Here is a 14,013-nt window from a genome sequence, read left to right on the forward strand (position 1 = left end):
CCCCCGGGCGTGAATCAGGACGGCGCGGTCGAGCAGAGGCTCCGCGACAGCGGCGGCGACCGCCGCGCTCGGCTCAGGCGAGCGCGCCGCGGAGCTCCTCGAAGGAGCGGGCGATGCGTCCGGGCAGGGCCTCCCGGCCGTCGTGATCGACCCAGGCCGCCCAGGCGTGGCGGACGGCGGCGAGCCCGAGGAGCGTCAGCATCCGCGCCCGGCTGCGCACCCGCTCCGCGTCGTCGTCCTCCTGGCCGAGACGCTCGGCGACGAGCCCCTCGACCGCGAGCTCGAACTCGCGCATGCCCGCGATCTTCAGACCGACCAGATGCGGGTGCTCGCGGAAGAGCGCGCGGCGGAGGACGTGCAGCTCCCGGTCCTCCTCGAGCGGCTCCTCCATCGCGGCGACGAAGACCCGCTGCAGGTCCTCGAGCACGGCGCCCCGGCCCGCGACGAACGCCGCCGCCGTCTCGTCGGCGATGACCGGGAGCCCGCCGACCAGCGCGTCCTCCTTCGAGGCGAAGTAGTTGAAGAAGGTGCGCGTGGAGACGTCGGCGGCGCGCGAGACGTCCTCGATGGTCACCCGCTCCGGCCCGCGCTCGCTCGCCAGGCGGAGGACGGCGATCTCGATCGCCCGCCGCGTGGCCAGGCGCTTGCGCTCGCGGAGCCCGGGCTGCTGCTCGCGGGGCCGCTCCTGCTCGGTCAGCACTGCGGATCCACCTCCGGGACGGTCCCCTCGAGCAGGTACGCGTCGACCGCGTCGTTCACGCAGGACGTCGACTTGTTGTAGGCCGTGTGGCCCTCGCCGTCGTAGGTGACCAGGTGACCGGCGGAGAGCTCGCCCGCGAGCGCCTGCGCCCACACGTAGGGCGTCGCGGGATCGTTCGTGGTGCCCACGACCAGGATGGGCGCCGAGCCCTCCGCGGTGATCGGCTCGCGGGAGCCCTCGAAGGCCGCCGGCCACTCGCTGCAGAGGATGTCGCCGTAGGCCATGTAGCGGCCGATCGTCGGCGCGGCCTGCTCGAGAGCGGCCTCGTCGGCGCGCATCGAGGCGGTGTCGGCGTCGTAGGAGTAGTCGACGCAGTTGATCGCGAGGAACGCCTCGGTGGTGTTGTCCGCGTACCGGCCGTCCGCGTCGCGCCCGTTGTAGGCGTCCGCGTACTGGAACGCGACCGCGGGGTCGCCCCGGCGGACGCCGGCCAGCATCTCGCTCAGCGCTCCCCACGCCGTGGCGTCGTAGAGCGGGTAGACGATCGCGGTGAACAGCGCGCTCGCGCCGAGCTCACGGCCATCGGCGGCCCGGATCGGCGAGGCGTCCACGTCCTCGAGCATGCGCTTCAGCTGGGCCATCCCCGCGTCGACGGTGCCGGTGAACGGGCAGTCGTCCGAGCGGAGGCAGTCGGCGAGGTAGGCGCGCAGTGCGCTCTCGAACCCCTTCGCCTGCTCGCGCACCACGTCGAACGAGGTGGCCGCCGGGTCGATCGCGCCGTCGAGGACGAGGCGGCCGACCCGGTCCGGGAACAGCCCGGCGTAGGTCGCTCCGAGGAACGTGCCGTAGGAGTAGCCGAGGTAGTGCAGCGTCTCGTCGCCGAGCGCCGCGCGCAGCACGTCGAGATCACGGGCGGCGCTCGGGGTGCCGACCTCGGGCAGCAGCGGCCCGCTGCGCTCCTCGCAGGCGGCGGCGAACGCGGCAGCGGTCGTGCGCTGCGCCTGGATCCACTCGTCGCTGCCCCGCTCCCCCGGCGTGATGTCGTAGAGGTAGGAGTCGAGCCCCGCGGCGTCGAGGCAGGAGACCGCGGTGGAGGCGCCCACTCCGCGCGGATCGAAGCCGACGACGTCGTACCGGGCGGCGAGCGCGGAGTCGACCGCGTAGTCGGCGCTGTCGCGGACGAAGTCGACGCCCGACGCCCCCGGCCCGCCCGGATTCACGAGCAGGGAGCCGATCGCCGGGCCCTTCGTCGCGGGTCGGCGCACCAGGGCGATCGACGCCGTCTTTCCCGAGGGGTCGTCCCAGTCGAGCGGGACTGTCGCGTCGGTGCAGAGAGCGCCGTCACCGCAGTCGTCCCAGACCAGCACCTGCGAGTAGTAGCGCTCCAGGGAGTCGTCGACGGTCTGCGGGTAGGGGGTGGAGGTCCGGTCGACGCTCGGGCCGGGCGCGAAGCAGCCGGTCAGGAGGGACGCGGCCGCGACGAGCGCGAGAACGACGGCCGTCCGGCGCCCCCGCCTCACGCGGCCACCGGACGGCGCGCCGCGACGACGAGCAGCGCCTCGAGAGCGAGGACCGGGGAGACGTTCGCGTCGATCCGCTGCCGGGCTGTCGCGATCGCGTCGAGGACGGCGAGCGTGCGGTCGGGCGGAGTCGCGTCGGCGAGCGCGGTCATCTCGGTCCGGACCTCCTCGTTGATGACGCCGCCGGGCGCTCCGAGCTGGAGGCGCACCACGTCGCGGTAGAGGGAGAGCAGGTCGACGAGGATCCGGTCGAGGCCGTCGCGGAGGCTCCGCGTCGCGCGTCGCTTCTGGTCCTCCTCGAGCGCCCGCAGCTGCGAGCGGAGCTGCGCGGGCACGGTGCCCCCGGGCTCGACGCCGAGCGAGCGCAGCGCCTGCTGCCGCTCGGCCTCGTCGCGCTCGAGGGTGATCGCCTTGGCGTCCTCGGTCGCGACCTCGATCATCCGCGCCGCGCCGAGCACCGCGTCCGAGACGCCGCGGAGGCGCAGGGCGATGCGGAGCGTCTCCTCGCGGCGCTCGCGCGCGTTCGCGTCGGTCGCCAGGCGGTGCGCCATCCCGATGTGGCTCTGAGCCTGGCGGGCGGCGCGCTCGGCGGTCTCGGGGTCGACCCCGTCGCGGCGCTCGAGGAGACCGGCGACGTCCTCGACGCTCGGTACGCGGAGCCGCACGGAGCGGACGCGGGAGCGGATGGTGGGGAGCAGATCGGCCTCGCTCGGGGCGCACAGGATCCAGACCGTGCGCTCCGGCGGCTCCTCGAGCGCCTTCAGCAGCACGTTGGACGTGCGCTCGCTCATCCGGTCGGCGTCCTCGATGACCATGACGCGGTAGCGCGACACCGAGGGCGAGTACTGCGAGCTGCTGACCAGCCGCCGCACCTCGTCGATCGAGATGATCACGCGCTCGGTCGTCAGCACGGCGAGGTCGGGATGGGAGCGGGCGGCGACCTGGCGGCAGTCGGGGCACTCCCCGCAGCCGCCGTGGCGGCAGAGCAGTGCGGAGGCGAACGCGTAGGCGAGGTTCGAGCGGCCGGACCCGGGAGGGCCGGTGATGAGCCAGGAGTGCGTCATCGACGACGACTCCCGGCCACGGTCGTCCCGGGGCGTCGAGGCGTCCTGCAGGGCGCCGATGGCGTGCTCCTGCCCGACGAGCTGGCTCCAGACGGTCATGCCACCAGGCTAACCGCGAGCACCGACAGCCGACGCGCCGTCGAGGAGGACGGCGACCCGCTCCCGCACCGCGGCCGCGATCTCCTCGACGGGGAGAGCGGCGTCCACGACGAGGAAGCGCTCGGCGTCCGTCTCGGCGATCGTCAGGAACGCCTCGCGCACGCGCCCGTGGAACTCCGCCTTCTCGGCCTCCAGCCGGTCGAAGCGGGTGCGGGCCGCGTCGAGCCGGCCCCGCGCGACGGCGGGGTCGAGGTCGAGCAGGACGGTGAGGTCGGGCCTCAGGTCGTGGGTGGCCCACTCCGAGAGCCGCCGGACCTCGACGGCGTCGAGGACCCGTCCGGCTCCCTGGTAGGCGACGGAGGAGTCGATGTAGCGGTCCTGCACGACGACCTCGCCGCGCTCGAGCGCCGGTCGCACGAGCGTCCCGATGTGCTGGGCGCGGTCCGCCGCGTAGAGCAGGGCCTCGGCCCGCGGGTCGATCTCGCCGCGGTGGTGCAGAACGATCTCGCGGATCTGCAGGCCCACGTCGGTGCCTCCGGGCTCGCGGGTGCGGACGACGGTCTCGCCCCGCGTGCCCAGCCACTGCTCGAGCAGCCGGGCCTGCGTGGTCTTGCCCGCGCCGTCCCCGCCCTCGAGGGTGACGAACAGCCCGGTCACGACTCCGTCGCGTCCGACGTCTCGGCGGCGGCCGCCGCGGCCGCGCGGCTCGCGGCGGTGGCGCGGGGCGCGGCGGGCTTCTTCGCTGCGGTCGTCTTCTTGGCGGCCGCCGTCGTCTTCGCCGCGGTCGTCTTGGCCGCCGTCGTCTTGGCCGCCGTCGTCTTGGCCGCCGTCGTCTTGGCCGCCGTCGTCTTGGCCGCCGTCGTCTTGGCCGCCGTCGTCTTGGCCGCGGGCTTCCTGGCCGGCGCGCGCTTGGCCGGAGCCTTCTTGGCCGGGCCCTTCGCGCGCTTGTCGGCGAGCATCTGGACCGCCTGCTCGAAGTCGATCTCCTCGATCGTGAGGCCCTTGGAGATCGTGACGTTGGTCTCGCCGTCGGTCACGTAGGCGCCGAAGCGTCCGTCGCGGATCCGGATCGGCTTGCCGCTGACGGGGTCCGCCTCGAACTCCTTCAGCGCGCTCGACGCGCGTCGCGCCCCGTACTTCGGCTGGGCGAAGATCTCGAGCGCCGTCGGCAGGTCGACCTCGAAGATCTGGTCCTCGCTGGTGAGCGACCGGCTGTCGGTGCCCTTCTTGATGTACGGGCCGTACCGGCCGTTCTGAGCCGTGATCGGCTCGCCGCTCTCGGGGTCGTCGCCGACCGTGCGCGGCAGGTCGAGCAGGCGCAGCGCCGTCGCCAGGTCGATCGACGCGACGTCCATCGACTTGAAGAGGGAGGAGGTGCGCGGCTTCACGACAGCGGGCTTCTTCGCGCCGCGCTTCGCGGGCGCGGGCTCCACGACCTCCCCGGTGGCGGGATCCGCCGCGGTCTCCGGCTCCGGATCGACCTCGGTCACGTAGGGGCCGAAGCGCCCGTCCTTGACGACGACGGTCTTGCCCGAGTCGGGGTTGCTTCCCAGCACGCGGTCGGTCTGCACCGGGGCGTCGACGAGCTCCTGCGCCTTGGCGGGCGTGAGCTCGTCGGGAGCCAGCTCGAGCGGCAGGTTGACGCGACGCGGCGTCTCCTGCCCCTCCTCCTGGGCCACCTCGAGGTAGGGGCCGTACTTGCCGATGCGCAGGGTGATGTCGTCGGTGATCCGGACGGAGTTGATGCTCTTCGCATCGATCTCGCCGAGGTTGTCCACGACGTGTCGGAGCCCGGGGTGCGTGCCTCCGCCGAAGTAGAAGCGGTTGAGCCAGGCGACGCGGTCCTCCTCGCCGCCGGCGATGCGGTCGAGGTCGCCCTCCATCTCGGCGGTGAAGTCGTACTCCACCAGGTCGGAGAAGAAGTCCTCGAGCAGCCGGACCACCGAGAAGGCGATCCAGTTGGGCACGAGGGCGGTGCCGCGCGGAGTGACGTAGCCGCGGTCGACGATGGTGGAGATGATCGACGCGTAGGTCGAGGGCCGGCCGATGCCGAGCTCCTCGAGCGCCTTGACCAGGCTCGCCTCCGTGTAGCGCGGGGGCGGCGAGGTCTCGTGGCCCTTGGCCTCGACCTCGGCGACGACCAGGCTCTGGCCGACCTCGAGCACCGGCAGCTTGGCGTCCTTCTCGTCGCGGGCGCCGTGACGCTCCTCGTCGCGCCCCTCCTCGTAGGCGAGCAGGAATCCGCGGAAGGTGATGACGGTTCCGGAGGCGGTGAACTCGGCGGTCTTCGCGACGTCGCCGGCCGGCTCGGCGAGCAGCGTCACGGTGGCGGTCGAGCCCTTGGCGTCGGCCATCTGCGAGGCGACGGTGCGCTTCCAGATGAGCTCGTAGAGGCGGAGGTCGTTGCCGCGGAGGGTGCCCGAGAGCTGGTCCGGGGTGCGGAAGGTCTCGCCCGCGGGCCGGATGGCCTCGTGCGCCTCCTGCGCGTTCTTGTTCTTGCCGGAGTACAGGCGGGGCTTGTCCGGGACGGTCTCGGCTCCGTAGAGGGACGCGGCCTGGGTGCGTGCGGCGTTCAGCGCCTGCTGCGAGAGCCCGGGCGAGTCGGTCCTCATGTAGGTGATGAAGCCGTTCTCGTAGAGCGACTGCGCGACGCTCATCGTCTGGCGCGCCGAGAAGCGGAGCTTGCGCGCCGCCTCCTGCTGGAGCGTGGACGTGGTGAACGGGGCGGCGGGGCGGCGCGAGTACGGCTTGGACTCGAGGTTCGAGACCCGGACCGTGGTGGCGGGGTCGCGCAGCGCCTCGGCGAGGGCACCGGCGGTGGACTCGTCGAGGACGGTGACGTCGCCCTTCAGCTGACCGCGGTCGTCGAAGTCGCGGCCGCTTCCGATCCGCTTGCCGTCGAGCCGCGCCAGGCGGGCGTCGAAGCCCGCCGCGGCGTCCGACTCGGGTGCGAGCACGGTGGCGAGGTCCCAGTAGCTCGCCGACACGAACGCCAGGCGCTCCCGCTCGCGGTCGACCACCAGGCGGGTCGCGGCCGACTGCACTCGACCGGCCGAGAGCCCGGGGCCGACCTTGCGCCACAGCACGGGCGAGATCTCGTAGCCGTAGAGGCGGTCGAGGATGCGGCGGGTCTCCTGGGCGTCGACCAGGGAGGTGTCGATGTCCCGGGTGTTGTCGCGCGCCTTCTGGATCGCGTCCTTCGTGATCTCGTGGAAGACCATGCGGTGCACGGGGACCTTGGGCTTGAGCTCCTCGAGGAGGTGCCACGCGATGGCCTCGCCCTCGCGGTCCTCATCAGTGGCGAGGTAGAGCTCGTCGGCGTTCTTCAGCGCGCGCTTGAGGTCGGCGACCGTCTTCTTCTTCTGGTCGGAGACGACGTAGTAGGGCTCGAAGCCGTTGTCGACGTCGACGGAGAACTTGCCCAGCGGGCCCTTCTTCAGCTCCGGGGGGAGGTTCTTCGGCTCGATGAGGTCGCGGATGTGCCCGACGGAGGCGAGCACCTCGTAGCCGTCGCCCAGGTACTGGGCGATGGTCTTGGCTTTCGCCGGCGACTCGACGATCACCAGCTTCTTCGTGCCGGACACAGTTCTCCTCGATTGGTGCTGTCGGGTCGGACGACCAGTGGTCCGACGTCCCCTGCTGCGGGGAGACGGTGCGCGGCGACGTGGTGCGGGGAACGGCGACGCGTCCCCATCGGCGGGGGCGCCCGACAGGCACACCATACACACTGACCCCGGACGTCCTGCCCCCTCCCGAGGACACGGGGACCTCGGGAGGACGCTGGACACGGCCTCGGAGCCGCCTGCCCGGCCTGCCGTCGGTGGGGGTGACGCGCGGCGCCGATCGGCGCATGATGAGGCATGGTAACGACGCACACCACCACGACCTCCGCCTACACGGCCAAGCTCCTCGACGGACCGCTGGAGGGCAAGACCCTCCGCCGGGGATACGGCGACGATCAGGCCCCCGCCGCACGCCTCGAGATCCCCGGGGCGAGGGCGGGCTCCCGCTACATCTACCTCCTCGCCGGCGGCCTCGAGCACGACGAGGGCGCGGGCGCCCTGCCGACCGCCGCCGCGTACCGGTACCAGCGACTCTCCTCCGACTGACGCGCTCCCGCGGCGTCGTCCGGACCTCGGTCCGGACGACGCCCGCTCCTGCCCCCGCCCTCAGGGCGGCGGGCCGGCCCTCGACCGCGCCGTGAGGGAGAGCGGACCCGCGGCGACGGCCGCCTCCGTTCTCGCGACGCCGCCGTCGACGTCGCAGAGGACGAGCTCGGCGCCGTTCGCGCGGGCCACGGCGGCGGCACGTCCGCACGGATCCCCGGCCAGCAGGCCGGAGGCGACGTCGGCCGCTGCCAGAGACGAGGCGTCCGCGGCGGCGACCGCTCGCTGGTGCCCGACGACTCCTGCGCAGCCGGCGAGGACGGCGGCCGTCACCAGGATCGTGCCCGCGACGACTCCGATCGCCACGACCGCGGCCGATCCCTCCTCCCGGTCGCGGACAGCCCCGGGGAGCCGGCGGATCATCCGCCCCCGCCCAGCGCGCAGGACCGGACCGAGACCGGGAGCGACACCGCCGGGAGCGGGCGCAGCCGGGCCGCGACGTCGACGCAGACCAGTCCGTCCTGCTCCCCCGCCGTGAGCGACGCCCCCGTCACCCGGGCGAGCGGCGCGCGGGGGTCGTCGCCCCGGGCCGCGGACCGGGCCGCGTCGGCGGCCGCGTCGACGAGCCGGACGTACTGCGCCGAGGCCGCCACCGACCCCAGGCACAGCGCCAGCACCGCGACCACCGCCGGGAGCACGAGCGCGAGCTCGGCAGTGGCCGAGCCCTCCTCCTGGACGAGCCGCCCGCGCAGCAGCGGAAGGCCTCTCATCCCGCCGCGGTGAGCGCGCGGGTCACCAGGTCGGTCAGGATGCTCCGCACCTCGTCGCCCTTGAGGATGACCACCAGCAGCCCGGCGAAACCGACCGCGGCCATCGTCGCGATCGCGTACTCCGCCGTCGCCGACCCCTCCTCGTCGCCCAGAGCGCCGAGACCTCCCCACCCGGGTCGGCGCCACTCGACGCGCCCCGCGGAGACGTCGATGCCCGTTCCTCCGCCGGACGCCGCACCTCCGCCGCTCCTCGAGCCCCGGCTCGTTCCGGGCACACCACTTCCCGCATCCCTGCTCCTACCGAGTCCTCGACTCCGGGAGACTCCCCCGCCGCTGATCGCCGTGTCACTTCTCATCCGTCCTGCTCCGTTCCGCCCCGCTCCGTGCCCCTCCTCCGAGGATCGCTGACTCCCGATCCCACCGATCGACCCTCCGGCCGATCCGTGGAGACGCCTCCCGATCCCGCCCCTGTGGAGGAGCGGTCGACCGCGTCACGCCGCCACCGAGAACGTCGAGAGCAGCACCGAGACGACCATCGGAGCCACTCCGAGCAGCAGGAACGCCGGCAGCACGCAGATCCCGAGCGGCAGCATCAGGGTCACGCCGAGCCGAGCGGCTCGCTCCCGCGCCCCGGAGGACGCCCGTGCCCGGACCAGAGCCGCCTCGCTCCGGAGCAGGCGTCCGGCCGGCACGCCCGCCGCCGCGGAGAGGGCGAGCACCGGGTCCGCGTCGGAGAGCACGCGCTCGCCCGAGTCGAGCCCGCACTCGGCGAGCGCCGCCACGACCCGGGCGCGCGACGACTCGATCGAGCCGCCACCGGCCAGCGCCACCGAGAGGAGGTCGAGCGCGAGCCCGGGCGCCGGATCGGCCGGGGCCGCGCCTCGGACGAGGCGCCGCGTCCACGCGTGCGCGGCCGCCATCAACCCGGCTCCCCCGACCAGGCAGACCGCACCGGGCACCGTCCCGAGGAGCACGCCGACCACGTCGAAGCCCAGCAGTGCCCCCAGACCCAGCGCCGCCAGCGGCAACGCGCTCACGACCCTCCCGGTGGCGGAGGGACCGGCCAGAGCCACCTCGATGTCCCGGCGGGCGCGCGCCAGCTCGCGCAGGGACTCCGCCAGCTCGCCGAGAGCGGCGGCGACCGGCGCGCCGGAGTCGGCGGCCACCCGCCACGCGGCGGCCAGCGCCGCCCACGCGGTCGCCTCACCGGTGTCCGGCGCTCGCCGTCGCGGCCGCTTCCGCTCCGAGCCGCTCCGCCGCGAAACCGGCGTCCCGCGCAGCAGCGCCTCCGTCACGTCGCCCCCGCGGCCGGCCTCCTCCGACACCGCCCGGAGCAGTCGCCGCCGCCGCGCGTCCCCGCTGTCCGCCCCCTCCGCCCCCGCGAGATGCCCGAGGGCCGACGCGGGAGCCACTCCCGCCGCGAGGAGGACGGCCAGTCGGTGCACGACGGCCGCGACCTCGTCCAGCCCGTCGCGGCCCGTCACGCGCTCGACCTCGAGGCGCTCGGGAGCGACCCGTCCTCGACCCTCAGGCGGCCGGCCGCGTCGAGCGCGAACGTCCCGGATGCCGCCAGCCGCCGCCGCCCGTCGCGGCGCTCGAGGTGGAGCACCAGGTCGATCGCGCTGACCGTCTGGCGGGCGATCGCCTCGGGCCCGAGCCCCGCGAGGACCCCGAGCGCCTCGAGACGCGCGGGCACGTCCTCGAGGGAGTTCGCGTGGAGGGTCCCCGCACCGCCGTCGTGCCCGGTGTTCAGCGCGGACAGCAGCTCGCGCAGCTCGACGCCGCGGCACTCGCCGAGGACCAGGCGGTCCGGACGCATCCGCAGCGCCTCCCGCACGAGCCGGTCCAGGCCCACGGCACCGGCGCCCTCGAGGTTGGGCTGCCGCGCCTCGAGCGAGACGACGTGCGGATGCGCGGGCCGGAGCTCGCCGACGTCCTCGATGGCGACGATCCGCTCGGTCGGCGCCGCGCACCCGAGCAGGGCGCCGAGCAGGGTGGTCTTGCCTGATCCACCGGCTCCCGTGATCAGCAGGTTCCACCGCTCGCGGACCGCCCGGCGCAGAAGCCGCACTCCGTCGTCGTCCAGCATCCCGGCCGCCTGCAGCTCCCCGAGCGTCCAGGAGTCCGACCGCGGCACCCGCACCGACACGAGCGCTCCCCCGGTCGCCACCGGCGGCAGCACGACGTGCACGCGGACCCCGTGGCGGAGCCTGACGTCCACGCACGGGCTCGCCTCGTCGACGTGCCGTCCACCGGCCGCGACCAGCGCGACGGCCAGCCGCCGTGCTCCGGCGGCGTCGAGCGTCCACTCCGGAACCCGCTCCGCACCACCGCCCCGGTCGATCCAGAGGCCCGCGCCGCCGTTCACGAAGAGGTCGGTCACCGCGGGATCCGCGGCGTGCGGCGCGAGCAGCCCGAGACCGGCGGCGGCGGGCCGCACCGGCAGCGGGTCGCGGCGGTGCTCGGCGGGGACGAGGGGGACGAAGTCGCGGGTCATCCCGGCACGCTAGGAGCCCGTTCCGCGCGCCGGGGCGCTCCCTGCCCGATCGGAGGAGAGACGCCCGCGTCGGCGCCTGTGGAGGAACGACCCGGGCCGGACGCGCGCGCAGGGGCGGCCCGGGGCTCTGGGCAGGGAGCCGCTCCGAGGAGGGGCCCCACGGCGCAGAGAAGCCCGGTCGACGAGGAGACGACCCGGCAACGCGGAAACGCCCCCGCGAGCAGGGCTCGAGCGGGGGCGTCCCTCCGCCGGATCCGGCGGGAAGAAGGGGGCGGCACCCATTGGGGGGAACAGGTGCCGCCTCGGCGGCGCTGGATTGGGGGGAATCACTTGCGCCGCTGGGCCGAAGTTCATTCGGCCGTATGCAACTGTAGGGGACGGATCGCGATTCGCCAAGCCCGGATCCTGTTCTCTGCGGACTCTTATCCGACACCGGCCCCGCACCCAGCTTGCCGCGCTCGGTGATCCGCGCTGGAGGCGGGCGCTACGGTGGTGCGACGCCGACCGCGCGGGCCGGCGAACGTCTCACTCGCGAAGGAGCGAATCGCAGATGTCCACTCCCCCCGACGCCCCGGCCGCCGACCGGAACGCCATCGACAACCTCCTCCACGAGACCCGCCGGTTCCCGCCGCCGGCCGATCTCGCCGCCGGAGCGGTCGCGACCGCCGCGCTCTACGACGAGGCCGCGGCCGACCGCCTCGCCTTCTGGGCCGACCGGAGCCGCGAGCTCCTGCACTGGCACCGACCGTTCACGCGCACCCTCGACTGGAGCGAGCCCCCGTTCGCGAAGTGGTTCGACGACGGTGAGCTGAACGTGGCCTACAACTGCCTCGACCGTCACGTCCTGGCCGGCCACGGCGACCGCGTCGCCCTGCACTGGGAGGGCGAGCCCGGCGACTCCCGCTCGATCACCTACGCCGAGCTCACCGCCGAGGTGAAGCGCGCCGCGAACCTGCTCACGAGCCTCGGCGTCCGCGCCGGCGACCGCGTCGCGATCTACCTGCCCATGATCCCGGAGGCGGTCATCGCGATGCTCGCCGTCGCCCGGCTGGGGGCGGTCCACTCCGTCGTCTTCGGCGGCTTCAGCGCCGAGAGCCTGCGCGCGCGCATCGACGACGCGGAGGCGACACTCGTCATCACCGCCGACGGCGGCTGGCGCAAGGGCGCCGTCTCGCCCCTGAAGCCGGCGGTCGACGCCGCGCTCGCCCTCGGCGGCGAGTCCAGCGTCCAGCACGTCCTGGTCGTGCGCCGCGGAGGCAACGAGGTCGCCTGGCACGAGGGGCGCGACCTCTGGTGGCACGAGGAGATCGTGGCGGTCGACGCCGACCACGTCGCGAAGCCGTTCCCCGCCGAGCAGCCCCTCTTCATCCTCTACACCAGCGGCACCACGGGTAAGCCCAAGGGCATCCTCCACACCAGCGGCGGATACCTCACCCAGGTCGCCTTCACGCACCGCGCGGTCTTCGACCTGCACCCCGAGTCGGACGTCTACTGGTCGACCGCGGACGTGGGCTGGATCACCGGACACAGCTACGTCGTCTACGGCCCGCTCGCCAACGGCGCCACCCAGGTGATGTACGAGGGCACTCCCGACAGCCCGCATCCCGGCCGCTGGTGGGAGATCGTCGAGAAGCACGGCGTGACGATCCTCTACGCGGCGCCCACGGCGATCCGCTCCTTCATGAAGCTCGGCCGGCAGATCCCGCAGCGCTTCGACCTCTCGAGCCTGCGCCTGCTCGGATCGGTCGGCGAGCCGATCAACCCGGAGGCGTGGGTCTGGTACCGCGACGTCATCGGCGGCGGCCGCACCCCCATCGTCGACACGTGGTGGCAGACCGAGACCGGCGCGATGATGGTGTCCCCCCTGCCCGGGGTGACGACTCTCAAGCCCGGGTCCGCGCAGGTCGCTCTGCCGGGGATCTCGATCGACGTGGTCGACGACGCCGGGACGCCGGTCGGCGCCGACGAGGGCGGACTGCTCGTGATCACCGAGCCCTGGCCGGCGATGCTGCGCGGCATCTGGGGCGACCCGGAGCGCTACGTCGAGACCTACTGGTCGAAGTTCGGCGACCGCTACTTCGCGGGCGACGGAGCGCGTCGCGACCAGGACGGCGACCTCTGGCTCCTGGGGCGCGTGGACGACGTGATGAACGTCTCCGGCCACCGCCTCTCGACGGCCGAGATCGAGTCGGCCCTCGTCTCGCACCCGGTCGTCGCCGAGGCGGCCGTCGTGGGAGCCGCGGACGAGACCACCGGCCAGGCCGTGGTCGCGTTCGTGATCGCGAAGGCGAGCCAGGCCGAGGCGCTGGCCCACGGGCACGACGAGCTCGAGGCCACCCTGAAGGCGCACGTCGCCGAGCACATCGGCGCGATCGCCCGCCCGAAGCGGATCTTCGTGGTGCAGGAGCTGCCCAAGACCCGCTCGGGGAAGATCATGCGCCGGCTGCTGCGCGACGTGGCGGAGGGACGCGCCGTGGGCGACACGACGACGCTCGCGGACACGCAGGTGATGGCGGTGATCTCCTCCGCGATCGCCGCGGACTGACCGGGCGCTGCCCCCTCCCGCCGCGTGGGCCGGAGGGGGCGGTGCGTCAGTCGAAGGCGACGATCAGCTCGACCTCGACGGGAGCGCCGAGGGGCAGCTCCGCCACCCCGACGGCCGAGCGCGCGTGACGGCCGGGCTCGCCGAACACGTCGCCGAGCAGCTCCGAGGCGCCGTTGATCACGCCGGGCTGCCCGGTGAAGCCGGAGGCGGACGCGACGAAGCCGGTGAGCTTCACGATCCGCGTCACCCGGTCGAGCGATCCGATCGCGTCGGCGACGGCCGCGAGCGCGTTGAGGGCGCAGGTGCGGGCCAGGTCCTTCGCCTGCTCGGGCGACACCTCGTCGCCGACCTTGCCGACCATCGGCAGAGAGCCGTCGACGAAGGGGATCTGCCCGGCCGTGTAGACGAGGCCGCCGTGCACGACGGCGGGGACGTAGGCGCCGGCGGGGACCGCGACCGCCGGCAGCTCGACGCCGAGCTCCGCGAGACGCTCGGCGATCACGCGCCGGCCTCGGCGACGGGGCGCTTGAGGTACGCGACGAGGCCGCCCTCGGGACCGGTCACGATCTGGACCAGCTCCCAGCCCTCGGATCCCCAGGTGTTCAGGATCGCCGTGGTGTTGTGGATCATCAGCGGGGTGGTGATGTACTCCCAGCGCGGGACGGACATGGCTCTCCTCGGGTGCGGCCGGTGCGGGACGACTGCTGAGCGC

14 protein-coding genes are annotated in these 14,013 nt (G+C 73.9%); 2 read left to right on the forward strand and 12 right to left on the reverse strand.

Features of this window, described 5'->3' with window-relative positions; genetic code table 11:
• Positions 1-73 precede the first annotated feature (73 nt).
• The 5 genes from GTU71_RS07760 to topA are packed head-to-tail and all read right to left on the reverse strand — an operon-like array spanning position 74 to position 6,967.
• Entirely contained in the window at positions 74-700 is a 627-nt protein-coding gene (locus GTU71_RS07760) for a TetR/AcrR family transcriptional regulator (RefSeq protein ID WP_159939603.1), read from the reverse strand.
• Positions 694-2,220: an alpha/beta hydrolase gene (locus GTU71_RS07765; protein WP_159939604.1), complete on the reverse strand. Its 1,527-nt coding sequence runs from the start codon at positions 2,218-2,220 to the stop codon at positions 694-696. Before GTU71_RS07765 ends, GTU71_RS07760 begins: the two co-directional genes overlap by 7 nt.
• Positions 2,217-3,383, reverse strand: coding sequence for a DNA polymerase III subunit delta' (locus GTU71_RS07770; RefSeq protein WP_104222203.1), 1,167 nt, complete (start codon positions 3,381-3,383; stop codon positions 2,217-2,219). The genes GTU71_RS07765 and GTU71_RS07770 overlap by 4 nt, the downstream gene beginning before the upstream one ends.
• Before the next feature lie 9 nt (positions 3,384-3,392).
• The gene (gene tmk, locus GTU71_RS07775; RefSeq protein ID WP_159939605.1) at positions 3,393-4,040 is read right to left on the reverse strand and encodes a dTMP kinase; all 648 of its coding nucleotides are present in this window, start codon (positions 4,038-4,040) and stop codon (positions 3,393-3,395) included.
• Positions 4,037-6,967 carry a type I DNA topoisomerase gene (topA, locus tag GTU71_RS07780; RefSeq protein ID WP_159939606.1) on the reverse strand — a complete coding sequence of 977 codons (2,931 nt, stop codon included), beginning with the start codon at positions 6,965-6,967 and terminating at the stop codon, positions 4,037-4,039. The genes tmk and topA overlap by 4 nt, the downstream gene beginning before the upstream one ends.
• A 276-nt stretch (positions 6,968-7,243) precedes the next feature.
• On the opposite strand from topA, the gene GTU71_RS07785 reads away from it, so the two are divergent.
• Positions 7,244-7,492 carry a hypothetical protein gene (locus tag GTU71_RS07785; protein WP_159939607.1) on the forward strand — a complete coding sequence of 83 codons (249 nt, stop codon included), beginning with the start codon at positions 7,244-7,246 and terminating at the stop codon, positions 7,490-7,492.
• A gap of 60 nt (positions 7,493-7,552) precedes the next feature.
• Here GTU71_RS07785 and GTU71_RS07790 read toward each other — a convergent pair whose 3' ends face one another.
• From GTU71_RS07790 to GTU71_RS07810, 5 genes are all read right to left on the reverse strand, one after another.
• Complete coding sequence (locus tag GTU71_RS07790; RefSeq protein ID WP_104222195.1) at positions 7,553-7,912, reverse strand: Rv3654c family TadE-like protein; 360 nt, start codon at positions 7,910-7,912, stop codon at positions 7,553-7,555.
• Entirely contained in the window at positions 7,909-8,259 is a 351-nt protein-coding gene (locus GTU71_RS07795) for a TadE family type IV pilus minor pilin (RefSeq protein WP_104222193.1), read from the reverse strand. The genes GTU71_RS07790 and GTU71_RS07795 overlap by 4 nt, the downstream gene beginning before the upstream one ends.
• Positions 8,256-8,534, reverse strand: coding sequence for a DUF4244 domain-containing protein (locus tag GTU71_RS07800; RefSeq protein ID WP_244229600.1), 279 nt, complete (start codon positions 8,532-8,534; stop codon positions 8,256-8,258). The genes GTU71_RS07795 and GTU71_RS07800 overlap by 4 nt, the downstream gene beginning before the upstream one ends.
• A gap of 216 nt (positions 8,535-8,750) precedes the next feature.
• Positions 8,751-9,743: a type II secretion system F family protein gene (locus GTU71_RS07805; RefSeq protein ID WP_159939608.1), complete on the reverse strand. Its 993-nt coding sequence runs from the start codon at positions 9,741-9,743 to the stop codon at positions 8,751-8,753.
• Positions 9,740-10,756, reverse strand: a complete 1,017-nt coding sequence (locus GTU71_RS07810) for a TadA family conjugal transfer-associated ATPase (protein ID WP_104233736.1) — start codon at positions 10,754-10,756, stop codon at positions 9,740-9,742. The genes GTU71_RS07805 and GTU71_RS07810 overlap by 4 nt, the downstream gene beginning before the upstream one ends.
• Before the next feature lie 550 nt (positions 10,757-11,306).
• Here GTU71_RS07810 and acs point away from each other — a divergent pair.
• Positions 11,307-13,301 (forward strand): acetate--CoA ligase, encoded by a 1,995-nt coding sequence (gene acs, locus GTU71_RS07815; protein WP_104222187.1) that lies wholly within the window; start codon positions 11,307-11,309, stop codon positions 13,299-13,301.
• A gap of 46 nt (positions 13,302-13,347) precedes the next feature.
• Here acs and GTU71_RS07820 read toward each other — a convergent pair whose 3' ends face one another.
• A complete protein-coding gene (locus GTU71_RS07820; RefSeq protein ID WP_208543619.1) occupies positions 13,348-13,803 on the reverse strand; it encodes a RidA family protein in 456 nt (151 codons plus the stop codon).
• The gene (locus GTU71_RS16205) at positions 13,800-13,970 is read right to left on the reverse strand and encodes a hypothetical protein (protein WP_164861113.1); all 171 of its coding nucleotides are present in this window, start codon (positions 13,968-13,970) and stop codon (positions 13,800-13,802) included. The genes GTU71_RS07820 and GTU71_RS16205 overlap by 4 nt, the downstream gene beginning before the upstream one ends.
• Between the last annotated feature and the right edge of the window lie 43 nt (positions 13,971-14,013).

This window comes from Rathayibacter sp. VKM Ac-2762 (assembly GCF_009866585.1).
In the GTDB taxonomy this organism is placed as follows: Bacteria; Actinomycetota; Actinomycetes; order Actinomycetales; family Microbacteriaceae; genus Rathayibacter.